The sequence below is a fragment of the Nocardia sp. NPDC052001 genome, from assembly GCF_040680615.1.
Taxonomy (GTDB): Bacteria; Actinomycetota; Actinomycetes; order Mycobacteriales; family Mycobacteriaceae; genus Nocardia.
On the sequence record NZ_JBFAXC010000002.1, the window covers coordinates 536,955 to 562,708 of the forward strand.

Below are 25,754 nucleotides of genomic sequence, written 5' to 3' on the forward strand. Positions count from 1 at the left end.
CGTGGCGAAGCGATTTTGAGACCTTGAAGCGATGGCGAGCGATGACGAGCAGATACGGCCCGAGGGTGCCGCGGTACCGAACGACGAAGACGAAGATCTAACTCCGGCCGGGGAGCTGGAGCCTCCGGCGCTGTCGCGGCGAAAGCTGTTCGCGGGGGCGGGAATCGCGGCGGCGGTGGTCGCCGGTGGCGGGTTGGCGGCCTGGTTGACCACGCGGCGCACGCCCGGTTCCGGGCCGGTGGATCGCGCCCTGAAGATCGGTTTCGGCGGCGGCGTCTGCGAAGCGCCGCTGTACGCGGCACTGCACCAGGGGATTTTCGCCAAGCACGGGTTGAAGGTCGAGGTCATCAAGACCGGTGCCGATGAGATCAAGGATGCGGTGGGGGCCGGGAAGCTCGATGCCGCGCCGGGCATCTTCTTCTCCTGGCTGAAGCCGATCGAACAGGGCATCGACGCCAAACTGGCGGCGGGCCTGCACGAGGGCTGCCTGCGGCTGGCGGTGCCGCCGACCAGTCCCATCAAAACCGTTGCCGAACTGCGGGGTAAGACGATCGGGGTGGGCGCGATCGGCGATTCCTCCATGTCGTTCTTCTCGCTGGATCTGCTCGATGCCGGATTGAATCCCTCCGAAGATGTGCAGTGGCGGGTGTTCCCGGGTGATCAGCTCGGGGATGCGCTGGCGCGCGGGGAGATTCAGGCGATCGCGGGCAGCGATCCGGTCGCGCTGGTGCCGCAGTTGCGCGGGCAGGCGCGCGAGCTCACCAGTAATCAGCAGGGTGCGAATCGTGAATTGTTCTGCTGTGCGACGGCGATCAACGGCCGACTACTGCGCGAGGATCCCGATATCGCGCGTTCGCTGGTGACCGCGTGGGCGGAGGGCAGTCGCTGGGTCGGCTCGAATGTCGCCGAGACCGCGGGCATCGAGGTCGACAACAAGTATGTGGCGGCGGACCGGTCGCTGGTCGAGACGACACTGAAGACCTACGGATTCAATCCCTCGGCGATCAAGTTCAAGCCCGAGATCGAGCCGGGCATCGAGAAATTCGCCAAGACCGGGTACCTGGACAAGAAGACCGATCCGCGTGCGCTGTCCAACAAGGTATTCGCCGATCTGGGTCTGACATGGTGACCACCGCGTCCAGCGGTTCCGCTGTCGCGGTAGGTGATTCGGGGGTTACCGGTGCGGTCTCGGACCGTGCCGCTGTGTCTGTGCCCGGCAACGGGTCCGGCGATGCGAAAGCTCCCGTGCGGCAGCGGTATCCAACGACAGTGGGATTCATCGCGGCGTGGTCGCTGTGGGCGCTGACGGCGGCGATCACGCTGGCGGTGCCGGATCGGCTGACGGTCGCCGCACCGCGCCCCGCCGGAATCCTGTTCGGGGTGATCACCGCGGCCCTCACGCTGTGGGCGTTGATCGCCTACCGCAGCCGTACCGTCACGGTGCGGCTGCGGTATTGGACGCCGCTGCTGGGCGTCCTCGCACTCTGGGCGCTGGTGTGGGAGTACAGCACCGCCAAGACCGGGTGGCTGGAACCACCGCATTTCGCCTCACCGCAGCAGATGCTGTCGGTGTTCGCCGAGGACGGTGGGCTGCTGCTGTCCTGTACCTGGCATTCGCTGTTGCTGCTGATCGCCGGATTCCTGATCGGCGCGATCGGCGGCCTCGCTACCGGGATCGCCGCGGGATGGTCGAAAACCGTTGCGTACTGGGCGCATCCGGTATTGCTGGCGTTGGGTCCGGTGCCGCCCGCGACGATTCTGCCGGTGGTGTTCATTCTGTTCCCGAGCACCTACGCGGGCAGTCTGTTCATGGTGGCGCTGGGTGTCTGGTTCCCGGTGTCGTTCCTGACCCGGGTGGGCGTATCCGGTGTCGCGCGCGGCTATTTCGATGTGGCGCAGACGCTCGGGGCGTCCAATCGCTTCCTGATCTGGCGGGTCGCCGTACCGGGCGCGCTGCCGAGCATTTTCACCGGGCTGTTCATGGGCCTGTGCGCCTCGCTGGGTGCGCTGGCGGTGGCGGAACTGTTGGGTGTGAAGAACGGTCTGGGCTGGTACATCCAGTGGACCAAGGGCTGGGCGGCGTATCCGCGCATGTACGCGGCGATCGTGATCATGATCGCGCTGTGCGCCACCGCCATCACGGTGCTGCTGCGGGTGCGCAATCGCGTCCTCGCCTGGGAGAAGGATCTGGTGCGATGGTGAACGGGATCGCCGTCGAGATCGACGGCGTGTCACATCAATTCGCGGTGGCGGGGGCGCGCCAGCGCGGTCTGCTGGATCGGGTGCTGGGCAGGCCCGCGCCGGTGCCGACCCGGGCGCAGGAGCTCGGGCGGTTGCGGGTGCTCACCGATGTGTCGCTGCGGATCGAGCCGGGGCAGTTCGTGGCACTGCTCGGGCCTTCCGGCTGCGGAAAATCGACGCTGTTGCGGCTGCTGGCCGGACTCGACAAACCGTCCCGGGGTGCGGTGCGCGCCGATGGCGAAACCATCGACGGGCCGGATCCGCACCGCGCCTTGATGTTCCAGGATCCGACGCTGTTTCCGTGGCGCACCGTCGAGCAGAATGTGACGCTGGGGCCGCAGGCGCGCGGCACGCTCGATACCGACCGGGAGCAGGTCGATCGCGCACTGGAACTGGTCGGTCTGCAGGGTTTTCGCGATTCCTATCCGGCGCAGCTGTCCGGCGGTATGGCCCAGCGGGTCGCGCTGGCGCGGGCGCTGGTGAACCGGCCCCGGCTGTTCCTGCTCGATGAGCCGCTCGGCAAACTGGATGCGCTCACCCGCGCCACCCTGCAGACCGAGATCGCCCGGCTGTGGGAGCGCGACAGTTTCACCGCGCTGCTGGTCACTCACGATGTCGACGAGGCCCTGCGCTTGGCCGACCGCGTGGTGGTGTTCACCCCGCGGCCCGGAAAAGTGGTGCGGGACTTGGCGATCGACCTGCCGCGCCCGCGTGATCACGACCATCCCGAATATCTCCGACTACGCCGGGTGCTGTTCGACGCGCTCGGCGAGACAGGCAGGGCCGCCGCATGACCGCCGTATCCGCCGCCACCGCGGGCACGTACGACTCGTTCGCCGATGCCATCGGCAATACGCCGCTGGTGCGGCTGAACCGGGTCACCGATGACATTCAGGCCACCGTGTACGTCAAACTCGAATACCTCAATCCCGGTGGCAGCGTGAAGGATCGCGCGGCGCGCGCCATGCTGCTGGCCGCCGAGGCGTCCGGGGAATTGGGTCCGGGCGGTACCGTGGTGGAGGCCAGTTCCGGCAATACCGGGCTCGGTCTGGCCGCCGTCGCCGCGGCGCGCGGCTACCGCACCATCGTGGTGGTGCCGGACAAGGTGAGTGCCGAGAAGAAGGCGCTGCTGCGCGCCTACGGTGCCGAAGTACACATCACGCCCGGACTGCGCCCGGTCGGGCATCCGGAGCATTTGCGCAGTGTCGCACTGAAATTGGTGGAGGAGATCCCCGGCGCGTGGTTCGCCGGGCAATATGACAACCCCGCCAATCCCGCCGCGCACCGCGCCACCACCGGTCCCGAGATCTGGGCGCAAACCGACGGGCGCATAACGCATTTCGTCGCGGGCATCGGCACCGGCGGCACCATCAGCGGTACCGGCGGCTTCCTGAAGGAGGTATCCGGCGGGTCGGTGCGGGTGATCGGCGCGGACCCGGAAACCTCTGTGTACGGTGGCGGCGACGGCCGAATCTGGTTCGTGGAGGCCGTCGGTCACTTCCTGCACCCCGAGACAGAGGAGGATCTGTGGCCGGAGGCGTACCAGGTGGATGTGGTCGACCGTATCGAACAGGTCGTCGACGCCGAGGCGATTCGGGTGCTGCACCGGCTGGCGCGGGAGGAAGGGCTACTGCTCGGCGGATCCTCCGGGACGGCGATCGCCGCCGCGCTCCGTACCGCGCGTGTACTCGGACCCGATGATGTCGTGGTGGTGCTCGCACCGGATTCCGGGCGGGCCTACCTGTCTAAATACTTCAGTGACGAGTGGCTGGGCACCTTCGGTTTCGAGCTGACCGGCCCGGTGACCGGGCCGACCGTCGGCTCGATCCTCGGGAATCTGGATGGTGCGGCCGTGCCCGTGGTGCTGTCGGGCGCACCGGTCGCGACGGCGCGGGAACTGCTCGGCACGGCCGAGGCGCTGCCGGTGGTATTGCAGCGCAACGCATCCGGACCGCTGGTGGCGACCGAACTGCTCGGCAGCATCACACTGAGCGGGCTGGCCGAGGCACCCGATACGGATCCGGTGAGCGAGCACCTGTCCGATCCGCTGCCGGTGGTCGGCACGACGGCTCCGCTGGCGGACGCGGTGACTCGGCTGGATGGGCGGACCGGCCCGGTGGTCATCACGCGTGAGGGACGAATCATCGGCGTGGTCGATGCCGCACGGCTGACTTCCCGAGCCGCAGAAGCAGATTCGACCCATCCGGCCGATGCGGACCGGTCGGCCGATCACGTCGTGACCCCGGCAGCCGCGGCAGGGACCGCGTCGTGAGATACGCGTTGACCGCGCTGGCCGTCGCGGCACTCTCGCTCACTGCTCCCGGCGTGGCGTCGGCGCACGTCACCGTGACCGCCCCCGACGCCGCACCGGGTGGGTCGGCGGTGGTCACCGTCCGGGTGCCCACCGAATCCGCCACGGCGGGGACGGTGAAGGTGGAAGTGACGCTGCCGGTGGATCATCCACTCGCCACCGTGCGCACTCAGCCGACGCCGGGCTGGCAGGCCGAGGCCAAACACGCGACCCTGACAACCCCGGTCGATGACGGGCATGGTCACAAGGTCTCCGATTACGTCTCGTCGGTGGTGTTCACCGCCAAGGACGGTGCGCAGATCGGCCCGGGCGAATTCGGCGAATTCAAGCTGCTGATCGGCCCGCTGCCGCACGTCGCCGAACTGGCGTTCCCGGCCATCCAGACCTACAGCGACGGAACCACGGTCTCCTGGATCGAGCGTTCCGCCGACGGCACCAAACCCGATAGGCCCGCCCCCGTCCTGCGCCTCACGTCCGTGAACGGCGATGGCCACACCCATTCGGAAGCCGCTGCGCCGGTACAGAATTCCGGCGTCGCGGGCTGGCTGTCCGGACTGGCGCTGATTCTCGCGGTGGCAGCGGTCGGACTGACCCTCGCACCGCGACTGCGGCGAGTACGTGAGGAGTGAATCCGGGCAAGGCGTTTCGGATCGTTCCGCTCCTCGGACTGGTCCTTCTCGCACTGTGGAGCGGGGCCGGTACGGCTGCCGCGCACGCGGTGCTGGTGGGCAGTGATCCGGCCTACGGGGCGATGCTCGAGCATGCGCCCGAACGGCTTTCGGTCAGCTTCGACGAACCGGTGACCGCGGCGGCCGATGCGATCTCCGTGCTCGACAGCGAGGGGCGGCGCGCTGACGGCGGTGGACTATCCACTGCCGACGGCGGCCGAACCCTTCTGGTGCCCTTGCGATCCGGGCTCTCGAATGGCACGTATCTGCTGGGCTGGTCGCTGCTGTCCGCCGATGGGCATCTGGTGTCGGGGTCGATCGTGTTCGGGATCGGGGTGCCGCCGGATCTCAGCGTGAGTACGCCCCCGCCCGATCCGTTGCGGGCCGCGCTGGATACCGTGGTGCGGCTGCTCACCGGACTCGGATACGCGGGTCTCGCACTGGGCGTCGGGATTCCGGTCGCGGCCCGGCTGGTCTGGCCACCGGGCGGCCGGACACTGGTCGCGCGGCAGTTGACGTGGGTGGGGGCCGCCACCATGGCGGTTACGGCGCTCCTTATCTTCGCGGCCACACCGGGTCGGCTCGCGGGTGCGACCGGCTGGTCCGACCCGCGAGTGTGGTCGCAGTCCGTCGCGACCGTGATCGGTGCGGCGGCCGTGGTGCGGTTCGCCGCCTCCTGGGCACTTCTGATCGGCGGTTCGCGGTCGGCGGGGCGCGGCGCGATTCGTGAGGTGGACGGGGAAACCGGGACCGTCGGAGCGGTATCACCGCACCGGATGGTGCTCGGTGCTCGGGTGCGGGAGCGGCTGTTCGGTGTGGGTGCGATCGTGGCGGTCGCGGCGACGGCGGTGTCCGGGCATGCGGTGTCGGGTGAATTCCGTTGGCTGGCACTGGTTTCCACGATCGCGCACCTGCTGGCCATGGCGGTGTGGGTCGGGGGTGTCGTGCTGGTGCTGCTGGCTTGGCGCACCGATGCTCGTCTGCGGGTGGTCCGCGCTTTCGGACCGGTGGCCGCGGCCGCCGTCGCGGTGGTGGTCGTGAGTGGGGTGGTCCAGAGTTGGCGGGCGGTGTATCCGCTTGCGGCGCTGTGGCATACGTCGTGGGGGCTGCTGTTGCTCGCGAAGGTCGGGCTCGTGGTGGTCGCGCTGGGAACGGCGGTGGCCATGCGCCGGGTGGCCGGCGGGGACGGCGGGAGCCGGCTCGTCCGCACGGAATTCGGGATTCAGATAGCGGTGCTGATCGTCAGCGCGCTGCTCACCGGTGTCGCCCCGGCTCGGGACACCTACAATCCTGCGGCCACATTGCAAGCTCGACTCGGACCGCTCACCGCGGTGGTCGATGTGGACGGGACGCAGGTGGGGCGGCAGGAATTCACCGTGCGCCTGCGGGATCAGGCGGGGACGCCGGTGACGGTGCTCGAGGTGACCGGGCAGTTGAGCACCGGGGACGATGCGTCCGTTCCGATCGAGGTGCCGTTCCGGCGGGTGGAACCGGTCGGGCTCGGGCCGGACTATTTCGTATCGCAGTCCGTGCGGGTGCCCGCGCCGGGACAGTGGCGGTTGCGACTCACGGTGGTGGCGAGCCGGGTCGACGGATACGCGGCGACCCTGCGGTATCGGGTGTGGTGATCGCTATCTGGAATCGCGCGGAATTTATGTCTAAGCGGTGGGTCCGCGCGCGGGTTGAATCACCGCCATGAGTGTCGAATTCCTTTGGTACATCCCCAATCAGATCGATCCGGGGCATCGCGGGGATACCGCGGGCATCGGCCACAACAGTCTGGACGCGCTGACCACGCAGGCGCGGGCGCTGGAGGAGCACGGCTGGAAGGGTGCGCTGCTGGGTACCGGGTGGGGGCGTCCGGATACCTTCACCGTCGCCACCGCGCTGGCCGCGCGCACCGAGAAGTTCGAACCGCTGATCGCCGTCCGCCCCGGTTATTGGCGGCCCGCGAATTTCGCCACCGCCGCCGCGACGCTCGATCACCTCTCCGGCGGCCGGGTCCGGATCAATATCGTCTCCGGTAAGGACAATCTCCCCGCATACGGTGAGAGCGAGGAGGATCAGGCGCTGCGGTACGGGCGCACCAGGGAATTCCTGCAATTGGTGCGCAAGCTCTGGACGCAAGAGAACGTCACCTATCGCGGTGAGCACTACCAGGTCACCAATTCCACGGTGGTGCCCCGGATCACGCCGCGCGAGGGACGCCCGCATCCCACGCTCTACTTCGGCGGCGCGTCCGATGCGGCCGAACGGGTCGCCGCGACCGAAGCCGATGTGCAGCTGTTCTGGGGTGAACCCCTGGAAGGCGTGCGCGAGCGCATCGAACGACTGCGCGCGCTGAGCGATGAACTGGGCCGTGAGCACGCACCGCTCGAATTCGGTTTGCGCGTCACCACTTTCGTGCGCGATACCACCGAACAGGCCTGGGCCGATGCCGAGGCGAAGGTGGCGGAGATGGCCGAAAGGCAGGGCGAACAGCAGAATTGGCGGCAGACGGCGGTCGGGCAGCAGCGCCTGCTCGATCTGGCCGCACGCGGGGAGGTGCTGGACGACAACCTCTACACCACGCCGGGCCGCTTCGGCGGGGGCGGCGCGGGCACCACCTGGCTGGTCGGTTCGGCGCAGGACGTCGCCAAATCCCTGCGGCGCTATCGCGATCTCGGCATCACGCATTTCGTGCTGTCCGACACCCCGTACCTGTCCGAGATCGAACGGCAGGGCACGCAGCTGCTCCCGCTGCTCGCGGAGCTGTGAGCCCCCGGCCCGGCTGTGGGTTCGAATCGAGCTGCGGTCAATAGCTGACTCGGACGGTCATCGCGGCGACGATACTCGCCATGACTCAGATCGCCCCGTCCCCGGAACAGGTGGTGGCCCAGCGCTACCGAGACCCCGCCCCGGTCGAGCCCGCGCAGTGGAATCCGGTGCTGCGGGTGCTGCACGAGCATCGCTCGGTACGCCGGTATCTGCCCGATCCGATCTCGGACCAGACGCTGCGGCTGCTGATCTCGGCCGCGCAATCCGCGCCGACCTCCTCGAATCTGCAGGCGTGGAGTGTGATCGCGGTGCGCGATCCCGAGCGCAAGGCGCGGCTGGCCGCGCTGGCGGGGGATCAGGAACACATTCGGCAGGCCCCGGTGCTGCTGGTGTGGACCGCGGATCTGGCCCGGTTGCGCGGACTGGCCGCCGAGCGCGACGCCCCGCTGGAGGGCGCGGACTACCTGGAGTCCAGCTACGTGGCGTTCCTGGACGCGGCGCTGGCCGCGCAGAACGCATTGGTGGCCGCCGAATCGCTGGGCCTGGGCACCGTGTACATCGGCGCGATCCGAAACCATCCGGAGCAGGTGGCCGCCGAATTGGCTTTGCCGCCGGGTGTTTTCGCGGTCGTCGGACTGGTGGTCGGCACCCCCGATCCGAGCGAGGGCGCGCGGGTGAAGCCGCGCCTGCCGCAGGACGCCGTACTGCACGCCGAGGCATACGACGCGGACGCGCAGAGCGCGCATATCGCCGAGTACGAGACCCGGATCGCCGAGTTCTACTCCGAACAGCGCCTCGAACATTCCTGGACCGAGCGCGTGCTGGCCCGGCTGGCCTCGGCCGCCGCACTCAAGGGTCGCGATCGCCTCCGCGATCAGCTTGCGGCACAGGGCTTCCCGCTGCGCTGACGAACCGGTCGCCGGTGTCGTGCCGGGTCACGAGCGCTTCCGGACGCGGCGGCGACGGTGTCCGAGAGATGGTGGCCGGTTTCGAGGACGGGCGTGGATCGCTCGATTGTGGAGGTGCCGATGGTGAGCGGGGACAAGAGTGCGGGAGCGGTGCTGCGGGCGGTGCTCGAGGAGGGCACCGCGCCGCGCAGCGCGATCGCGAAGCTGGCCGGATTGTCGCCCGCGACCGTGACCTCGCAGGTGCGGGCGCTGACCGCGGCCGGGCTGCTCATCGAATTGCCGGAGACGGCCGGACCGGCCGGAATGGGCCGTCCGCATTCGCCGCTGGTGCTCGATATCGCGGGCAATGTGGTGATCGGGGTGCATATCGCCGCCGATCACTGCACCGTCGCGGTGTTGAATATCGCCGGGACCGTGCGGCTTTCGCATCGCATACCGCACGCGACCCTGGAACCGGAGGTGATTCTGGCCGCCGCTGCCGCCGAGGTGCGGCGGTTGCGGGCCGAATTGACCGAGCGCGTCATCGGATTGGGCGTCGCCATCGGCGGCTGGGTGGACAGCGCGGCCGGAACGGTCATCGAGCACGGCACCCTGCCGTGGCGCAATGTGGAGGTGCGGCAATACCTTTCGGGGCACACCGGACTGCCGGTGACCATGGACAGTCACACCCGCGCGCTGGTGCACGCCGAACAGCTCTTCGGGCATGCGGGCAGCACCGCGGCCACCGTGGTGCTGTTCGCGGGCAATGTCATCGACGTCGCGTTCTCGGTGCACGGGCGGGTGCATTACGGCCCGCGCTCGGCCGCGGGCGCGATCACCCGGCTGGCCGGGGGTGATACCGCCGAATCCGAATTGGCGCAGTGCACCGATCGCGCGCTGGTGGCCGCCGCGCACGAACTGGGTCTGTCCGTGCGCGGCGTTCCCGATCTGGTGTCCGTGGCGGTCGGCGACCCGGCGGCGCAGACGCTGTTCGTGAATCGCGCACGCATTCTGGCGCGGGTGGTGGCGGTGGTGATCGACCTGCTCGATCCGGACGCGGTGGTGATCGTGGATCCCGGACTCATTCGGGTGCCGGGCGTGCGCGCGGCGTATCTGGATGGTGTGCGCCGGTTCTCGGCCTGCGCGCGGCCCGAGGAGGTGATCTCGGGATCGTCGTTCTTCGGCCGGGTGCTGGAGACCGCCGCCGGGGCCGCGGTGCTGCAGCGGCTGTTCACCGATCCGCTCGCGGTGGTGGCCGCCGCCGAACAGGCGGTGCGGCCGGTCGGGATTTGATTCGCACTTATTTTAAGTCGAACGAATGTTGCCCGATCGCAACGCTTTCCGCCAGAGTCCTCATATGCGAAATCCTGCCGCCGCGCTCCGGTCCGAGACCCGCTCCTGTCATTGCTGCCCGGATTCCTCAAATTCGTTCCGACGCAGTTCTATCAGGAGTCATCAATGCGCTCTGCTATTCCCGGGCTAGGTTTGGTCCTGGCCGCCGCACTATTGGTCGCGGGTTGCGCCACCAAGGGCGGCGATACCGATCTTTCGGCGGCGCTGCCGACCACGGTGCCGCCCGGCACCAAACTTTCCATTTCGGTGAACACCACCCGGGTCGCCCTGGAGGCGTCGGGTCAGCCGAATCCGCTGTCGTTCACCGTCTCCGACTGGCCCGTGGTGCAGGCCGGACCCGATGTGATCCAAGCCTTCCGCGGCGGTGCGCTCGATGTCGCCACCAATGCCGGAATTCCCCCGATCCACGCGCACGCCACCGGCGTCGACGCGAAGATCGTCGGGGTCAAGGTGCGCTCGACGCCGCTGTATCAGCTTGCGACCGCGCCCGGTTCGAATATCACCAGCCTCGCCGATCTGCGCGGTAAGCGCATCGGATTCTCGCCCGGTCAGGCTCAGGGCGTGGTCATCCTGCGCACCTTGCAGGCCGCCGGTATCCCGCTCAGCGATGTGAAGCTCGTGGAATTGAACAGCCCGCAATTCCTGACCGCGTTGCAGGGCAAGCAGATCGATGTCGCACCGCTGGCCGAGCCGTCGACCACCAAATACCTCGCCCAGTACGGCAGCCAGGGCGCTCGCGCGGTGAACACCCCCGCCGTGGACGCGCTGACCGTGCTGTGGGCACCGACCGTGGTACTTCAGGATTCCGCCAAACTCGCCGCGGTCACCGAATTCGTGAAGGTCTGGGCGCGCACCGATATTTGGGCCTGGGAGCATCCGGACCAGTGGCTGGACGCGTATTACGTTAAGGATCAGAAGGTTTCGGCGGACGACGCCAAACGAATTCTGACCACCGTGGAAAAGCCGTTTTATCCCGCGAAATGGGATGACGCCATCAAGTGGGAGCAGGAAACCGTCGACCTGGTCACCCGCTCCGGCTATTTCGGTTCGACGTTCGACGCCGCGCAACTTTTCGATCGGCGTTTCGAACAGCTCGCCTCCGATGCGGTGCCCGCCCAGTACCGGACCAAGGAGTCGCAATGACACTCGCACTGCCGCGCCCGGCGCTCACCACCGCCCGGCCCGCCGAGACCTTCGTGGAACGGCGTCGCCTGCGCCGCCTGGGACTTCGTAAACCGGTACCGTTCGCCCGCCTGCTCGGCGTGGTCGTGGTGCTCGCCGCTTGGTCGGCGGGCAGCTACTACGGCCTGCTGGATCAGCGCAAACTGTCCGCGCCGTGGACCGTCCTGGGCACCGGCTGGGATCTGATCCGCGACGGCACCCTGGTCGAGAACACCCTCGCCTCGCTGACCCGGGCCGGAATCGGTCTCGGCGTCGGCGTTGTGATCGGCACCGTGCTGGCGCTGATCGCGGGACTGTCCCGGCTCGGCGAATCGCTGATCGACGGTCCCCTACAGGTCAAGCGCGCCATTCCGAGCCTGGGCCTGATTCCGCTGATGATTCTGTGGCTGGGCATCGGTGAGACGTTCAAGATCGTGGTGATCACTCTGGGGGTGGTGGTCGCGGTATACCTGCAAACCCATGCCGCGCTCACCGCCATCGATAAGCGATTCGTGGAACTTTCGGAGGTGCAAGGGGTTTCGCGGTTGCAGTTCATTCGCAGCGTGGTGATCCCGGGTTCGCTGCCGGGCTTCTTCCTCGGGCTGCGGCTCGGGGTCACCTCGGCCTGGCTGTTTCTGGTCGTCGTCGAATCCGTCAATGCCACAGACGGATTGGGAAAGATGATGAGTAGCGCTCAGAACTACGGTCAGGCCGATGTCATCCTGGTCTGCCTGGTGCTGTACGGGGTCTTCGGATTGATCTCCGATGCCGGTATCCGACTGATCGAAGGCAGGGTGCTGTCATGGCGTCGCACGATCTCGAACTAGGCGTCCGCACCCGGGATCTGGTGCGCTCCTTCGGGAATCGCACTGTGCTGGACGATATCTCGCTGACCATCCCGCCCGGTCAGTTCGTCGCCCTGCTCGGCCGCAGCGGCTCCGGTAAGAGTACGCTGCTGCGCGCACTGGCCGGACTGGATCGCGATGTCGAGGGGTCCGGCACGCTCCGGGTGCCCGCGAAAACCTCGGTGGTATTCCAGGATTCGCGACTGCTGCCGTGGCAGCGGGTACTGAGCAATGTGCTGTACGGACAACCGCGCAGCCGCCGCCAGGAGGGCCGCGACCTGCTGGCCGAGGTCGGGCTGACCGGCCGCGACCGCGCCTGGCCGTCCGAGCTGTCCGGCGGTGAACAGCAGCGCGTGGCACTGGCCCGCGCCCTGGTCGGCGAGCCCGATCTACTGCTGGCCGATGAACCGTTCGGCGCGCTGGACGCGCTCACCCGCATCAAGATGCACGAGCTGCTGCGCGAGCTGATCGCGCGGCACACCCCGACCGTGCTGCTGGTCACCCATGACGTGGACGAGGCGATCACCCTGGCACAGCGCGTACTGGTGCTGGACGCCGGACGCCTCACCGTCGATCTGCCCATCGACCTGCCGGCGCACCGTGATCCGGGCGAGCCCGAATTCCAGCGTTACCGCCGCACCCTGTTGACCGCGCTGGGCGTCGTCCCGGCCGGAGTCTGAGTAAGGAACCGCATGTCCCCGAAGCAGTTGCACCTCAACGCGTTTCTCATGTCGACCGGACACCACGAGGCCTCGTGGCGGCTGCCGGAATCCGATCCGAACGCGAATACCAAGATCGACCACTACGTGAATCTGGCGAAGATCGCCGAACGCGGCAAACTCGATTCCATCTTCTTCGCGGACAGCCCGGTGCTGTTCGGCGATACCGGCCGCCGCCCGGCGGGCAAGCTGGAGCCGACCGTGCTGCTCACCGCGATCGCGGTGCAGACCTCGCGGATCGGGCTCATCGCCACCGCGTCCACCAGCTACAACTCCCCGTTCAACCTGGCACGCCGATTCGCCTCGGTGGACTGGGTGTCCGGCGGGCGGGTCGGCTGGAATATCGTCACCACCGCGGGCGCGGACGCGGCCCGCAATTTCGGCCTCGACGATGTGCCCGATCACGCGCTGCGCTACGCCAAGGCCGCCGAATTCGTCGATGTGGCAACGAAACTGTGGGACAGCTGGGCCGATGACGCGGTGCTCGCCGATAAGGAATCGGGCATCCACACCGATCCGGACCGGGTCCGCAAGATCGATCACGACGGTGAGTACTTCAAGGTCGCCGGACCGCTGAACCTGCCGCGGTCGCCGCAGGGCTATCCGGTGCTGGTCCAGGCCGGATCCTCCGAGGACGGTAAGGAATTCGCCGCCCGCTACGCCGAAGCGGTGTTCACCGCGCAGCAGACCATCGAGGACGGATTGGAGTTCTACACCGACCTCAAGCGCCGCGCGGTCGCGATCGGCCGCGATCCCGAGACCATCAAGATCCTGCCCGGCATCGTGCCCGTCATCGGCGATACCGAGGAACACGCGCGGGAATTGGATGCCGAACTGGAGCGGCTCATCTCGCCCGAATACGCCAAGCGTCAGCTCGCCCGCACCTGGGGCATTCCGGTCGAGGATCTGGACCTGGACAGTGAACTGCCCGACGATCTGCCCACCGAGGATGAGATCCAGGGGGCCAAGAGCCGGTTCACGCTGATCGTGAATCTCGCTCGGCGCGAACGACTCACGCTGCGCCAGCTCATCGCCCGGCTCGGCGGCGGGCGCGGGCACCACACCTTCGCCGGTACCGCCGAACAGGTCGCGGACACCATCGAGGAGTGGTTCACCCGCGGGGCGGCCGACGGCTTCAACATCATGCCCGCGGTGCTGCCCTCGGGGCTGGAGCGCTTCGTCGACGAGGTGGTGCCGATCCTGCAGCGGCGCGGCCTGTTCCGCACCGAGTACACCGAGACCACCCTGCGCGGGCACTACGGGCTCGAGCGCCCGGTGAACCAGTTCGACGCCGTCGGCGCGCTCGTGGTCGCCGGATGAGTTCGGGCTCAGACTGTTTCGGTTCCGCGGCCTCGGAATCGGCCCCGGCGGCCGGTTCCGAGGCCACCGGATGGATTCGGTATCTGCTGCGGCGGTGCGGCGCGCACCGGCGGACGGTGGTCGCCGCGGCGGTCGGGTCGGTGATCGCCGCGGTGCTCACCGCGATCCTGCCGCTGATCGTGCGGCATGTGGTCGATACGCTGACCGCGAGTGCGGCATCGGTGGTGCCGTGGGTGGCGCTGCTGCTCGTGATCGGCGTGGTGCGGTTCGGGGCCGGATACACCCGGCGGGTGGGGTCCTCGCGATTGTCGCTGGACGTACAGCATGATTTGCGCCGCGATCTGTTCGCGGCGCTGCTGCGATTGAACGGGCGGCAGCGGGCCGGGCTGTACACCGGGCAGGTGGTGAGCCGCGCCATCACCGATGTGACGCTGATTCAGATGTTCCTGCAACTGGTTCCGCTGGTCACCGGGAACGCGGTACTACTCGGGGTGTCGCTGGTGCTGATGGCGACCATGTCCCCGGCGCTGACCGCGATCGCGCTGCTGGTCATCCCGGCGCTGTGGTTCATCACCAAACGCAGTCAGCGCGAACTGTTCCCGGCCAACTGGGACGCCCAGGCGCGCGCCGCGGAGGTGGCCATGCGGGTGGAGGCCGCGGTGACCGGGGTGCGCGTGGTGAAGGGCTTCGGACAGGAATCACGCGAGCTGGACGGGCTGGCCGAATCCGCGCGCGATCTGTACCGGTCGCGACTGCGGATCACCCGGATCACCAGCCGCTTCACACCGTTGATGCAGGCGATTCCGGCCGCCGGTCAGGCGCTCGTGCTGATCGTGGGCGGGCTGCTCGCCCTGCACCAATCCATCACGCTGGGCACGTTTTTGGCGTTCATGACCTATCTCGGATCATTCGTGACGCCGATTCGCATGTTCTCCATGCTGCTCACGGTGAGCCAGCAGGGCAAGGCATCCCTGGATCGGGTGCGCGAGGTGATCGAGACACCGGTTCCCGCCGAGACGGGGGCGGCGGGAACCAGGGCTCTCGATACCGTACGGGCCGACCACGCGCCGCGCATCGAATTCGAGGATGTGCGTTTCGGATTCGAGGATCAGCCGCCGGTATTGAACGGCTTGGATCTGATCGTCGAGGCGGGTGAGACGGTGGCCATCGCGGGCGCGGCGGGCTCCGGCAAATCGATTCTGGTGCAGCTGCTGCCCCGGCTCTTCGATCCGGACGCCGGTCGAATCCTGCTGGACGGCATCGATATTCGGGAACTGCCGGAACTGCGCGACCAGGTCGCCATGGTGTTCGAGGACACCGCGCTGATGGCCGATACGGTGCGCGCCAATGTCGCCTACGGCCGCCCCGAGGCGGATGACGAGCAGGTGTGGCACGCACTGCGATTGGCGGCCGCCGACGAATTCGTGACCGCGCTGCCCGAGGGCCTCGATACGCTCATCGGTGAACGCGGACAGCGGCTTTCGGGCGGACAGCGCCAGCGCCTCGCACTCGCGCGCGCACTGATCACCGATGCGCCGATCCTGGTGCTCGATGACGCCACCTCGGCCATCGACGCCCAGGTCGAGGAGCAGATCTTCGCCCGCATCGCCGCCGAGGTGCGACGGCGCACCACCATCGTGGTGGCGCACCGCATTTCGACACTGGCGCTGGCCGATCGCGTCGCGGTACTCGATGACGGCCGCATCGCCGAACTCGGCACCCTGCACGAACTACAGCGCTCGGGTGAACTGTTCCACGCCCTGTTCACCCCGCCCGATCCGGCGAGCATCGCCATCGATCTGGCGACCGATGCGGAATCGGTTCCCACCGAAGGACTCTGGGCGCAGGCCGAATCCGACGGCGACGAGAGCCGGGTGCTCGAACAGATCGCCAAGGCGTTCTCCCAGCGCGCCGCGGGCGCGCCCGGGCCGATGGGCGGCGTCGGCGGCGGCATGATGTCGGGCGCACCGCCCAGCGGCGATGTCCAGGCCCTCATCGACCGCCTGCCGCCGCTGTCCGGGGAGCCCGAAGTGCCCGAACACTTCTCGCACACCCCCGACACCTCCTTCAATCTGCCGGGGCTGCTGCGCCCGTTCGCGCTGCCGCTGCTGGCCGGTCTGGGTCTGGTCGCCCTGGACGCCCTGGCACAGATCCTGATCCCCTTCCTGGTGCGCTTCGGCATCGACCACGGCGTGCTCGAGAACGCGCGCGGCGTCCTGCTGATCGCCGCGAGCCTGGCGCTGGTGGTGGTCGCGGTGGACTGGGCGATCACGGTCGCGCAGGTCCGGGTCACCGGGCGCGCGGGGGAGCGGCTGCTCTACGGCCTGCGGGTCAAGGTGTTCGCGCAATTGCAGCGCCTGGGATTGCAGTTCTACGAACGAGAACTGGCCGGGCGCATCATGACCCGCATGATCACCGACGTCGACGGTCTGTCCACGTTCCTGCAGACCGGTCTCGCGGTGGCGCTCACCAGCACCCTCACCATCGCCGGAGTCGTGGTCGCGCTGGTCGTCATCGACGCCGGGCTGGCCCCGGTGGTGCTGCCGCTGCTCCCGGTGCTGGTGGTGGCGACCATCGCCTTCCGCCGCGCCTCGGTGCCCGCCTACAACCTGGCGCGTGAGCAGGTCAGCGCCGCCAACGCCTATCTACAGGAGAATGTCGACACCATCGCGGTGACGCAGGCGTACCGCCGCGAAGCGGTGAATCAGCGCGAATTCGACCGGCGCTCCTGGGGATATCGCAACGCGCGACTGCGCAGTCAGACGCTGATGGCGCTGTTCTTCCCGTTCATCGAGATCATGTCATTGATCGCCACCGCGGCCGTGCTTGCGGTCGGTGTGCATCAGGTCCGCGAAAGTGTGCTCACCGCAGGCACTTTGATCGCATTCCTGCTGTACGTGGATCTGCTGTTCGCGCCGATCCAGCAGCTGTCGCAGGTGTTCGACAGCTATCAGCAGGCGGTGATCGGCGTGGAGCGCCTCGGTGTGCTCATGCGCGAGGAGGTCGCCACCCCGGACGCGCCCGATGCCCGCCCGGTCGAAGGGCTCGCGGGCGATATCGAATTCCGCGGTGTGGGTTTCGCCTACGACACCGCCGGAACCCGGGTGCTGTCCGGTATCGATCTGCGGATCGCGCCCGGTCAGCAGGTCGCCGTGGTCGGCGAGACCGGCGCGGGCAAATCCACCCTGGTGAAACTGCTCGCGCGGCTCTACGACACCACCGACGGCGCGGTGCTGGTCGACGGCGTCGATATCCGCGACTACCGGCTGCGTGACTATCGGCATCGCCTCGGTGTGGTGCCGCAGGAACCGTTCCTGTTCGGCGATACCGTGCACGCCGCCATCGCGTACGGCAAACCCGATGCCACCCCGGCCGAAATCGAATGGGCCGCACGGGCGGTCGGCGCGCACGAGATGATCGCCGCCCTCGAACACGGCTACCGCCAGCCCATCGGCGCGCACGGTGCGGCCCTGTCGGCGGGCCAGCGCCAACTCCTGGCCCTGGTCCGGGCCCAACTGGTCGATCCGGACATTCTCATCCTCGATGAGGCCACCGCATCGCTGGATCTGGCCACCGATGCCCGGGTCCGGACCGCGGTGGAGGTGCTGACGGCGGGCCGCACCACCATCGTGGTGGCGCACCGCCTGGCGACCGCGGCCACCGCCGACCTCATCGTGGTGGTCGGCGAGGGTCGTCTGCTGCAAACCGGCCGCCATAGCGATCTGCTCAAACAGGACGGCCCCTATCGGCGGCTGTGGTCGGCCTACGTCGGCGACGCCGTGGAATCGGAGCCGATGCACGCCTGAATAACAGCGAACTTCCGGCTAGTCGATGTCTACTTTTTCACTGCCTGATTAAGTGCAGAATGTAATAGCTGGCGGCTATTTTCAAAGCTATGGGCAATGATGTGGCTACTGTCCAGGACATCGTCGAGGGATTGGACGACGGAATCGCGCGACTGCTCGAGGCGAATGGCGCGCCGGATCGGCCGGTGACGAGTATCGAGCTATTCGATTCCGTCGATGTGGCACTCGAATCAGGCGCGCTGGTGCTGGCAGTCGGGGTGGACGGTGAGGATCGGGTGCGCGCCCTGCTCACCGCCGCCGAACGCGATGGCGTCGCGGGAGTGGTCGTCAAGGGGACGTCCGCGAAGATCGCCGCGGATCTGGCCGCCGATATCGCGGTGGTGTGGCTGCGCGAGGATATGGCATGGCTGGATGTGGCGGTATGTCTGCGCCAGCGGCTCATCGACCGCGTCCGATCGCGGCCCGCCGCCGATGGTTCGGCGGCGAATGAGCTTTTCGCACTGGCGGATTCGATCAGCACCCTGGTCGGCGGACCGGTCACCATCGAATCCGAATCCTCCGAGGTGCTGGCCTGGTCGACCGGGCAGCAGGGGGCCGACGTGCTGCGCGTGGAATCGATTCTGGTGCGTTCGGTGCGCCCGGGCTGGGTGCGGCTGCTCGCCGAGGAGGGCGTGCTCGCCGAAATCGCCAAATCCCCGGATCCGGTGTTCGTGCCCGCGCATTCGATCGACGGTCAGCCGCTGCCCCGGGTCGCGATCGCGGTGCGCAGCGGCGGTGTCATTCTCGGTTATATCTGGATCGTGGTGCATGAGCCGCTATCGGCGGAGACCGCCGGGCAATTGCGGTACCTGACACGCATCGTGGCATTGCAGCTCGCACAGCTGACCATGAATCCGCCCTCGGCCATCCGGCAGCAGCGCCGTGAACTGGGCGAGACCATCTTCGCGGGTGGGCCGGGAGCGGTGATCGCGGCGAATCGGCTCGGATTGACGCCCGGACCGCTGGTGGTGCTCGCGATCGGCGCGGAGGATCCGCGCGCTGCACCGGGCAGGGGAGACGGTTCGCTGATCGCGGATCGGCGGAGAGTCGACAGCCTCTTCGAGCACTATCTCGGCGCCGTCCATCCATCCAGCGTGGTGCTGCGCAATGACGGCGTGCTCTATGCGCTGCTGGGCTGGCCGGGACTCGACGACGATGCCGCCGTCACCGAAACTCGTTCGCTGGCAGATGATTTCCTGCGCCGCTCGCTTGACGGCACCGACTATCGCATTGCCGTCGCCCCCGCGATCGCGGCGGTGTCGCGGGTCGCCGTGGCGCGGGCGCAGGCCGATGCGATCCTGACCGCCATGCTGCGCGAACCCGGCTCCGCGAGTGCGCGATTGGCGGATGTGGCACTGCCGATGCTGCTCGGCCGCCTCGCCGATTACGCGGATTCGCTTGACCTGCCGCCGTTCTCGGGCCCGCTGCGCGTGCTGGCCGATGAACAGGGCACGAACGGGCAACTGCTGGAATCGCTGTCCGCGTATTTCGAATCGGGCGGCGTGCTGGACGCGGCGGCGGCCCGGCTGCATGTGCACATCAATACGCTGCGATATCGCCTCCGCAAGGTGCAGGAGGTCAGCGGACTGGATCTGCAGGACGCGGACGCGATATTGCTGGCGCAGTTGGAACTTCGGCTGTTACGCCTGCGGCGCGGCCTCCGGTGATCGCGGTTCGCGATCCCGGGTAGCCGTCGCGGATGCGGTCAGTGCACCACATTCGGTACCGCGTTCGGGTTCGTCGCGCCCACCGCCGCACCGATGCCCGCACCCACACCGGTACCGATCGCCGCGCCGACACCCGCGCCGACCGCCACCGGTACCGCCTCACCGGCCGCGAAACCCAGTGCGCCGCCGACCAATCCGCCGGTGATGGCGCCACCCGGAACGGTGACCCCTTCGAGCGGGACCGCGGGCAGTCCGGCCACACCGCCGATGGCAGCGCCCGTGGCCGCACCGATCGGCACGCCGATCGCGGCTCCGGCCAGACCCACCGGCAGCCCGGCGACCCCGCCAACAATACCGCCGCCGACCGCACCGACACCGGCGCCGATGCCCGCGCCGACCGCCGCACCGCTCGCGATCGGATTCGAGGGCTGCTGCTGCGCCGCCGGGGCCGGGGGAGTCACGGTCGCCGCGCCCGCGGTACCCGTGCCCGCCGCGAGAATGAGCGCGGGCGCGGCCAGGGCGATGACTCCCGTGCCGGCGATGGTGACGAGATTCTTCTTCATGGGAACAGATCCTTACGAACAGTTGGAACGTGGACCATTCGATAGTCGTACGCCACGTACCAGCGGTTCTTGTCCAGCCGTTCAAACTCCCGGGTGCCCGATTGTCCCAGCGGACACCCTCGGCGCGTTCAGCCGGTGAGCGTGCCGCGCAGCTCGATCGCGATCTCCGTGGCGTCGAGATTGGCCAGGGCGTTCGCGAGCACATCCGCGTCGAAGGTGCCGTTATCGCGGGCGTCCAGCAGTGCGGAGCGCTGAGCGGAAATCACGGCGAGGCGATGGTCGCGCGCGGTTTCGAAGGTCTCCCGGCTGGGCTCGCCGTCGAGATGCGGCGGTTCGGGGACAGTCTGCGCGCTTTCGCGCAGCATTTCCATGATCCGGGTCAGTTCGGTCTGGGTCTGCTCCTCGGACTCGCCCGGATCGGTATCGGCGGGCAGGATCCGCAACAGCGGCCCGATGGTGCCGCCCTGCACGACCAGTGACATGAGCGCGACCGCGAACGCGATGAGCACCAGCACCGAACGCTGCGGGGTGTCCTCGGGCAGGGTCTGCGCGGCGGCCACGGTCACCGCGCCGCGCATCCCCGCCCAGACGACCGCCGCGCCCTCGCGGGAGCCGAGCGGTTCGCGCAGGAAGTACTCGATATTGGCCAGCCCCTTGGTGACCCGCCGGGCGAGGCGGTCGATATCGTGCTCGGAGAGTGTGCGCCGGCTGGTCGACCGGGACAGCATTTCCTGCTTGCCCGCATCGGTGCTCATCTTCTCCTGCATGCTCTCCAGCCGGGGCTGCAGTTGTTCACCGCGGCGGACGCTGCTCGACAGCACGCGCAGCAGCGGGGCGACGAACGCCGCGCGCACCGCGAGCGTCAATATCAGGGCGCCCGCGGCGATCAGCACGGCCGTGCCGACTCCGCCGTGATCGTCGTGCACCTTGGCGACGATGGCGCGGATCTGCAGACCCATGGTCAGGAAGACCGCGCCCTCGAGCACGAGTTCGATGGTGCGCCAATTCTGCGAATCCGAGAGCCGGTTGCGCGGCGAAAGATCCCGTGGCGCACGGATTCCCGTAATGAGACCGGCCACCACCGCCGCGACCAGACCCGATGCGCCCAGCAGTTCCGCCGGCACCGACGCGATGAACGGGACCGTGAAGGATATGACGGTATTGACCGTCGAATCCGTCACGCGTTTGCGGATCATCAGATTGAGCCGCCCGACGCACCAGCCGATCAGGACGGCCACCAGCACCGAGTACACGAACTCACCGACCGAACTCCAGAACGAGAAGGTCGCGGCCGTGGCGACGATCGCGGTGCGCAGCAGTACCAGCGCGGTCGCGTCATTGAGCAGACTCTCCCCGTCCAGCATTGCGACCACGCGTTTGGAGACCGAGGTCTGTTTGATGATCGAGGTCGCCACCGCATCGGTCGGGCTGATGATCGCGCCCAGCGCCACACCCCACGCGAAGCCCACATCCGGGATGACGATCATGAAGAACAGGCCCAGCGCCAGTGCTGTGCCCACCACCAGCACCACGGAAAGTCCACTGATGGCGCCGAATTCGCGCCGGAAGTTCATCGCGGGCATGGAGACCGCCGAGGAGTACAGCAGCGGCGGCAGCACCCCTTCGAGAATCCACTCGGGCTCGATATGAGCTCCGGCGAACATCGGCAGGTAACTCACCACGACACCGATCGCCACCAGTACCAGCGGGGAGGCGATCCCGAGCCGGGGACCCGCTACGGCCGAGGCGGCGATCATCAGGAGCGCGGTCACGCTCACGATCAGCAGTTCGGTCACCCGGCCAATAGTGGCAGCGATCGCCGCCGATTCCCGGTTACTCCTCGGGTCGGTGTGCCGACCGGTCGGCTTCGGCCTGTGTGGCGATCCGCGTGCGGACCTCGTCCCAGCTCATCGGCAATTCGGCGGCCGGTGCGCTGAAGAACGTGAAAGTGGCGTCCTTCATGACTTTTCGCTTGCGCTCGATGGTCGACCTATGCGGCTCCGCGCCCGCATAGGCGTAGATGGCGGCCTTATCGGTCCAGGCCGAATAGGTCCAGAACGTGCCCTTGAACAGTTCGGCGTCCAGGGCCACGCCGACCGCTCCGGGCGAGCGGCGGGCCTGTCGCCACAGCGCCATCGAGGCGATCAGGAAGCCGGGCACATCGCGCAGTGATGTGACCTGCAGGCGTGAGGCCATGCACTGCACCTCGGGTGTGGCGGGGGTGGCGACCGCGATCCACGGAATCTTTGGCATACCGCCAACATTCCACAATGGAAGTTAAGTTGTCAATGACAAGATTCGCCGGAGTGGACGGACCGGGCGAAGGGCTTGCTTTGTTAGGTAAGCCTGACCTACACTTGGAATCGGCGTTGGGACCGAGCGAGTGTCCGGAGGGCTGCCGAGACCCCCGGTCCATTGCCGCGGCGGGTTCCCCTATCCAAGGGGAGCCCGCCGCTTCGTATTTCGGGCGGACATGCGAGTGTGAGGTCATGACCGATGACTTCTCCTCGATCAAGTCCATGGCCGATGTGACTCCCGAGCTGATGAACCAATTCGCCGCCGGCACCTTCGTCGACACCTTCGGGCTGAAGATGACCGAGATGAGCCCGGATCGGGTTGCGGCCGAATGGGTTGTGACGCCGAGCCAGCATCAGCCCGCCGGAATCGTGAACGGCGGGGTGTACTGCACCGTCATCGAAACTTTGGCCAGCGTCGCGGGCAGCGTGTGGCTGGGCGATCGCGGGACCGTGGTCGGGGTCAACAACAACACCGACTTCCTGCGGGCGGTGCGCGAGGGCGTATTGCGCGGGGTCGCGACGCCGATTCATCGCGGGCGGTCGCAGCAGCTGTGGGTCGTGGTGATCACCGATGAACAGGATCGGACCGTGGCGCGCGGTCAGGTGCGCCTGCAGAACCTCGCCGCACAGGGCTGAATCGCGGCGCGATAGGGCTGATCTCGGACGAAACATCCAGGTAACGCGGGTCATGTCAGAATGGCCGACGACCCGCCACGCCGTTCGCCGAGGAGCCCGAATGCGACTGTCGCCGCACGAGCAGGAACGCCTGCTGCTGAGTTATGCGGCCGAGCTGGCCCGGCGGCGGCAGGCTCGCGGACTCAAGCTGAACCATCCGGAGTCGGTGGCGCTCATCGTCGATCATGTGCTCGAGGGCGCGCGGGACGGGCGCAGCGTCGCCGAATTGATGACCTCGGGGCGCACCGTGCTCACGCGTGCGGATGTCATGGAGGGGGTGCCGGAGATGATTCACGACGTACAGGTCGAGGCGACCTTCCCGGACGGCACCAAGCTCGTCACCGTCCACCACCCGATCGGCTGAGTCATGATTCCTGGTGAATTCCTCTGTGCCGAAGGCACTATCGAGCTCAATGCCGGAGCCGATCGCATCGAGGTCGATGTGGTGAACACCGGTGACCGGCCGGTTCAGGTCGGCAGCCACGTGCATTTCCCGCAGGCCAACTCCGCGCTGGCATTCGATCGCGAGGCCGCGCACGGCCGCCGCCTCGATATTCCCGCCGGTACCGCCGTACGCTTCGAACCCGGTCTGGGCCAGCGTGTTTCGCTCGTTCCGCTGGGCGGCACCCGCGAAGTGCACGGTATCAGCCTCACCCCTCCCGGAAAGCTGGACGCCTGATGGCCGAACTCTCCCGCGCCCGCTACGCCCAGCTGTTCGGGCCCACCACCGGCGACCGAATCCGCCTGGCGGACACCGACCTTCTCATCGAGATCACCGAAGACCGCAGCGGCGGACCGGGACTCGCCGGTGACGAGGCCGTCTTCGGCGGCGGCAAGGTGCTGCGCGAATCCATGGGCCAGGCCCGCGCCACCCGCGCCGAGGGCACCCCCGATACCGTCATCACCGGTGTGGTCATCATCGATCACTGGGGAATCATCAAGGCCGACATCGGTATTCGCGACGGTCGCATCAGCGCCATCGGCAAGGCCGGTAACCCCGACACCATGACCGGCGTGCATCCGGATCTGGTGATCGGACCCTCCACCGAGATCATCGCGGGCAACGGCCGCATCCTCACCGCCGGGGCCATCGACTGCCACGTGCACTTCATCTGCCCGCAGATCCTGGACGAGGCCATCGGCAGCGGCATCACCACGCTGGTCGGCGGCGGCACCGGCCCCGCCGAGGGTTCCAAGGCCACCACCGTCACCCCGGGCGCATGGCATCTGGGCCGCATGCTCGAGGCCACCGACGGCTGGCCGGTGAACATCGTGCTGCTCGGCAAGGGCAACACCGTGCGCCAGGAAGCCATGTGGGAGCAATTGCGCGGCGGCGCGGCCGGTTTCAAACTGCATGAGGACTGGGGCACCACCCCGGCGGCCATCGACGCCTGCCTCACCGTCGCCGACGCCTCGGGCGTCCAGGTGGCGCTGCATTCGGACACCTTGAACGAGGCCGGATTCGTCGAGGACACCCTGGCCGCGATTCGCGGGCGGGCCATCCACTCGTATCACACCGAGGGTGCGGGCGGCGGGCACGCGCCCGACATCATCACCGTCGCCGCGTACGCGAATGTGCTGCCCAGCTCCACCAATCCGACTCGGCCGCATACGGTCAACACCCTCGACGAGCATCTCGACATGCTCATGGTGTGCCATCACCTGAGCCCCTCCATTCCGGAGGATCTGGCCTTCGCGGAGAGCCGGATTCGGCCCTCCACCATCGCGGCGGAGGATCTGCTGCACGATATGGGCGCGATCTCCATGATCGGTAGTGACGCCCAGGCCATGGGCCGCATCGGCGAGGTGGTCATGCGCACCTGGCAGACCGCGCACGTGATGAAGCGGCGGCGCGGCTCACTGCCGGGAGATGGTGCGGCGGACAACAATCGGGTGCAGCGGTACGTCGCCAAGTACACGATCTGCCCGGCCGTGGCGCACGGTCTCGATCAGGAGATCGGATCGGTCGAGGTCGGCAAGCTCGCCGATCTGGTGCTGTGGGAACCGGCCTTCTTCGGGGTGCGCCCGCACGCGGTGCTCAAGGGCGGCACCATCGCCTGGGCCGCCATGGGCGATGCCAATGCCTCGATTCCGACCCCGCAGCCGGTGCTGCCGCGGCCCATGTTCGGCGCGTCCCCGGCGGTGGCGGCGGGTACCTCGCTGCATTTCGTCTCCGAACAGGCCATCGAGGACGGTCTGGCCGATCGCCTGCGGGTGAATCGGAAACTGGTGCCGGTGGCCAATGTCCGCAGGCGCGGTAAGTCCGATATGCCGCGCAATGACGCCATGCCGCGCATCGAGGTCGATCCCGATACCTTCACCGTGCGCATCGACGGTGAGGTGTGGGCCGAGGAACCCGCCACCGAACTGCCCATGGCACAGCGGTATTTCCTGTTCTGAGGGCTGCGATCAGGCCGAATTAATCTCCGCGGCCCGGTCGGAACG

Annotated in this window: 22 protein-coding genes; 19 read left to right on the plus strand and 3 right to left on the minus strand. The window is 67.9% G+C overall.

All coding sequences use genetic code 11. From position 1 onward, the window contains the following. Window positions 1-31: 31 nt before the first annotated feature. The 15 genes from AB0L82_RS10790 (at window position 32) to AB0L82_RS10860 (ending at window position 19,774) form a co-directional block, all read left to right on the plus strand. Window positions 32-1,129 (plus strand): ABC transporter substrate-binding protein, encoded by a 1,098-nt coding sequence (locus AB0L82_RS10790; RefSeq protein WP_364633741.1) that lies wholly within the window; start codon window positions 32-34, stop codon window positions 1,127-1,129. A 140-nt stretch (window positions 1,130-1,269) separates the two neighbouring features. Continuing rightward, complete coding sequence (locus AB0L82_RS10795) at window positions 1,270-2,202, plus strand: ABC transporter permease subunit (protein ID WP_364633743.1); 933 nt, start codon at window positions 1,270-1,272, stop codon at window positions 2,200-2,202. After that, window positions 2,196-3,035, plus strand: coding sequence for an ABC transporter ATP-binding protein (locus AB0L82_RS10800; protein ID WP_364633745.1), 840 nt, complete (start codon window positions 2,196-2,198; stop codon window positions 3,033-3,035). Before AB0L82_RS10795 ends, AB0L82_RS10800 begins: the two co-directional genes overlap by 7 nt. Next, a complete protein-coding gene (locus AB0L82_RS10805; protein ID WP_364633747.1) occupies window positions 3,032-4,513 on the plus strand; it encodes a pyridoxal-phosphate dependent enzyme in 1,482 nt (493 codons plus the stop codon). Before AB0L82_RS10800 ends, AB0L82_RS10805 begins: the two co-directional genes overlap by 4 nt. Further along, window positions 4,510-5,181 carry a YcnI family protein gene (locus AB0L82_RS10810; protein ID WP_364633749.1) on the plus strand — a complete coding sequence of 224 codons (672 nt, stop codon included), beginning with the start codon at window positions 4,510-4,512 and terminating at the stop codon, window positions 5,179-5,181. Before AB0L82_RS10805 ends, AB0L82_RS10810 begins: the two co-directional genes overlap by 4 nt. Next, complete coding sequence (locus AB0L82_RS10815; RefSeq protein WP_364633751.1) at window positions 5,178-6,848, plus strand: copper resistance protein CopC; 1,671 nt, start codon at window positions 5,178-5,180, stop codon at window positions 6,846-6,848. The genes AB0L82_RS10810 and AB0L82_RS10815 overlap by 4 nt, the downstream gene beginning before the upstream one ends. A 67-nt stretch (window positions 6,849-6,915) precedes the next feature. Next, a complete protein-coding gene (locus tag AB0L82_RS10820; RefSeq protein WP_364633753.1) occupies window positions 6,916-7,977 on the plus strand; it encodes an LLM class flavin-dependent oxidoreductase in 1,062 nt (353 codons plus the stop codon). A gap of 80 nt (window positions 7,978-8,057) precedes the next feature. Then, entirely contained in the window at window positions 8,058-8,885 is an 828-nt protein-coding gene (locus AB0L82_RS10825; protein WP_364633755.1) for an NADPH-dependent oxidoreductase, read from the plus strand. Window positions 8,886-8,978: 93 nt separating this feature from the next. Next, window positions 8,979-10,157: an ROK family transcriptional regulator gene (locus AB0L82_RS10830; RefSeq protein WP_364633757.1), complete on the plus strand. Its 1,179-nt coding sequence runs from the start codon at window positions 8,979-8,981 to the stop codon at window positions 10,155-10,157. A 165-nt stretch (window positions 10,158-10,322) separates the two neighbouring features. Continuing rightward, entirely contained in the window at window positions 10,323-11,360 is a 1,038-nt protein-coding gene (locus AB0L82_RS10835) for an ABC transporter substrate-binding protein (RefSeq protein WP_364633759.1), read from the plus strand. Continuing rightward, window positions 11,357-12,205: an ABC transporter permease gene (locus AB0L82_RS10840; RefSeq protein WP_364633761.1), complete on the plus strand. Its 849-nt coding sequence runs from the start codon at window positions 11,357-11,359 to the stop codon at window positions 12,203-12,205. Before AB0L82_RS10835 ends, AB0L82_RS10840 begins: the two co-directional genes overlap by 4 nt. Next, a complete protein-coding gene (locus AB0L82_RS10845) occupies window positions 12,181-12,903 on the plus strand; it encodes an ABC transporter ATP-binding protein (protein ID WP_364633763.1) in 723 nt (240 codons plus the stop codon). Before AB0L82_RS10840 ends, AB0L82_RS10845 begins: the two co-directional genes overlap by 25 nt. A 12-nt stretch (window positions 12,904-12,915) precedes the next feature. Next, the gene (locus AB0L82_RS10850; RefSeq protein WP_364633765.1) at window positions 12,916-14,262 is read left to right on the plus strand and encodes an LLM class flavin-dependent oxidoreductase; all 1,347 of its coding nucleotides are present in this window, start codon (window positions 12,916-12,918) and stop codon (window positions 14,260-14,262) included. Continuing rightward, window positions 14,259-18,068: an ABC transporter ATP-binding protein gene (locus AB0L82_RS10855; protein ID WP_364633767.1), complete on the plus strand. Its 3,810-nt coding sequence runs from the start codon at window positions 14,259-14,261 to the stop codon at window positions 18,066-18,068. The genes AB0L82_RS10850 and AB0L82_RS10855 overlap by 4 nt, the downstream gene beginning before the upstream one ends. A gap of 89 nt (window positions 18,069-18,157) precedes the next feature. After that, complete coding sequence (locus AB0L82_RS10860; RefSeq protein ID WP_364633769.1) at window positions 18,158-19,774, plus strand: helix-turn-helix domain-containing protein; 1,617 nt, start codon at window positions 18,158-18,160, stop codon at window positions 19,772-19,774. Between the two features lie 38 nt (window positions 19,775-19,812). Here AB0L82_RS10860 and AB0L82_RS10865 read toward each other — a convergent pair whose 3' ends face one another. The 3 genes from AB0L82_RS10865 to AB0L82_RS10875 all read right to left on the minus strand — a co-directional run bounded on the left by AB0L82_RS10865 (window position 19,813) and on the right by AB0L82_RS10875 (window position 22,590). Continuing rightward, window positions 19,813-20,337: a hypothetical protein gene (locus AB0L82_RS10865; RefSeq protein WP_364633771.1), complete on the minus strand. Its 525-nt coding sequence runs from the start codon at window positions 20,335-20,337 to the stop codon at window positions 19,813-19,815. A gap of 128 nt (window positions 20,338-20,465) precedes the next feature. After that, entirely contained in the window at window positions 20,466-22,133 is a 1,668-nt protein-coding gene (locus AB0L82_RS10870) for a sodium:proton antiporter (protein WP_364633773.1), read from the minus strand. A gap of 37 nt (window positions 22,134-22,170) precedes the next feature. Then, a complete protein-coding gene (locus AB0L82_RS10875; protein ID WP_364633775.1) occupies window positions 22,171-22,590 on the minus strand; it encodes a hypothetical protein in 420 nt (139 codons plus the stop codon). Window positions 22,591-22,856: 266 nt separating this feature from the next. Between AB0L82_RS10875 and AB0L82_RS10880 the strand changes: the two genes are divergently transcribed. The 4 genes from AB0L82_RS10880 to AB0L82_RS10895 all read left to right on the plus strand — a co-directional run bounded on the left by AB0L82_RS10880 (window position 22,857) and on the right by AB0L82_RS10895 (window position 25,709). Continuing rightward, entirely contained in the window at window positions 22,857-23,270 is a 414-nt protein-coding gene (locus AB0L82_RS10880) for a PaaI family thioesterase (protein ID WP_364635979.1), read from the plus strand. Between the two features lie 100 nt (window positions 23,271-23,370). Then, window positions 23,371-23,673 (plus strand): urease subunit gamma, encoded by a 303-nt coding sequence (locus tag AB0L82_RS10885; RefSeq protein ID WP_364633777.1) that lies wholly within the window; start codon window positions 23,371-23,373, stop codon window positions 23,671-23,673. 3 nt (window positions 23,674-23,676) lie between these two features. Continuing rightward, on the plus strand, window positions 23,677-23,988 hold the full coding sequence (locus AB0L82_RS10890) for an urease subunit beta (protein ID WP_364633779.1): 312 nt from the start codon (window positions 23,677-23,679) through the stop codon (window positions 23,986-23,988). Continuing rightward, window positions 23,988-25,709, plus strand: a complete 1,722-nt coding sequence (locus tag AB0L82_RS10895) for an urease subunit alpha (RefSeq protein ID WP_364633781.1) — start codon at window positions 23,988-23,990, stop codon at window positions 25,707-25,709. Before AB0L82_RS10890 ends, AB0L82_RS10895 begins: the two co-directional genes overlap by 1 nt. Window positions 25,710-25,754 lie beyond the last annotated feature (45 nt).

Excerpts from the sequence above, each read along its gene's own strand:
- AB0L82_RS10790 (WP_364633741.1), top strand. The coding sequence starts at position 32 with ATGGCGAGCGATGACGAGCAGATACGGCCCGAGGGTGCCGCGGTACCG.
- AB0L82_RS10800 (WP_364633745.1), top strand. The coding sequence starts at position 2,196 with ATGGTGAACGGGATCGCCGTCGAGATCGACGGCGTGTCACATCAATTC.
- AB0L82_RS10805 (WP_364633747.1), top strand. The coding sequence starts at position 3,032 with ATGACCGCCGTATCCGCCGCCACCGCGGGCACGTACGACTCGTTCGCC.
- AB0L82_RS10820 (WP_364633753.1), top strand. The coding sequence starts at position 6,916 with ATGAGTGTCGAATTCCTTTGGTACATCCCCAATCAGATCGATCCGGGG.
- AB0L82_RS10825 (WP_364633755.1), top strand. The coding sequence starts at position 8,058 with ATGACTCAGATCGCCCCGTCCCCGGAACAGGTGGTGGCCCAGCGCTAC.
- AB0L82_RS10835 (WP_364633759.1), top strand. The coding sequence starts at position 10,323 with ATGCGCTCTGCTATTCCCGGGCTAGGTTTGGTCCTGGCCGCCGCACTA.
- AB0L82_RS10840 (WP_364633761.1), top strand. The coding sequence starts at position 11,357 with ATGACACTCGCACTGCCGCGCCCGGCGCTCACCACCGCCCGGCCCGCC.
- AB0L82_RS10845 (WP_364633763.1), top strand. The coding sequence starts at position 12,181 with ATGGCGTCGCACGATCTCGAACTAGGCGTCCGCACCCGGGATCTGGTG.
- AB0L82_RS10850 (WP_364633765.1), top strand. The coding sequence starts at position 12,916 with ATGTCCCCGAAGCAGTTGCACCTCAACGCGTTTCTCATGTCGACCGGA.
- AB0L82_RS10855 (WP_364633767.1), top strand. The coding sequence starts at position 14,259 with ATGAGTTCGGGCTCAGACTGTTTCGGTTCCGCGGCCTCGGAATCGGCC.
- AB0L82_RS10860 (WP_364633769.1), top strand. The coding sequence starts at position 18,158 with ATGGGCAATGATGTGGCTACTGTCCAGGACATCGTCGAGGGATTGGAC.
- AB0L82_RS10865 (WP_364633771.1), bottom strand. The coding sequence starts at position 20,337 with ATGAAGAAGAATCTCGTCACCATCGCCGGCACGGGAGTCATCGCCCTG.
- AB0L82_RS10875 (WP_364633775.1), bottom strand. The coding sequence starts at position 22,590 with ATGCCAAAGATTCCGTGGATCGCGGTCGCCACCCCCGCCACACCCGAG.
- AB0L82_RS10880 (WP_364635979.1), top strand. The coding sequence starts at position 22,857 with ATGGCCGATGTGACTCCCGAGCTGATGAACCAATTCGCCGCCGGCACC.
- AB0L82_RS10885 (WP_364633777.1), top strand. The coding sequence starts at position 23,371 with ATGCGACTGTCGCCGCACGAGCAGGAACGCCTGCTGCTGAGTTATGCG.
- AB0L82_RS10890 (WP_364633779.1), top strand. The coding sequence starts at position 23,677 with ATGATTCCTGGTGAATTCCTCTGTGCCGAAGGCACTATCGAGCTCAAT.
- AB0L82_RS10895 (WP_364633781.1), top strand. The coding sequence starts at position 23,988 with ATGGCCGAACTCTCCCGCGCCCGCTACGCCCAGCTGTTCGGGCCCACC.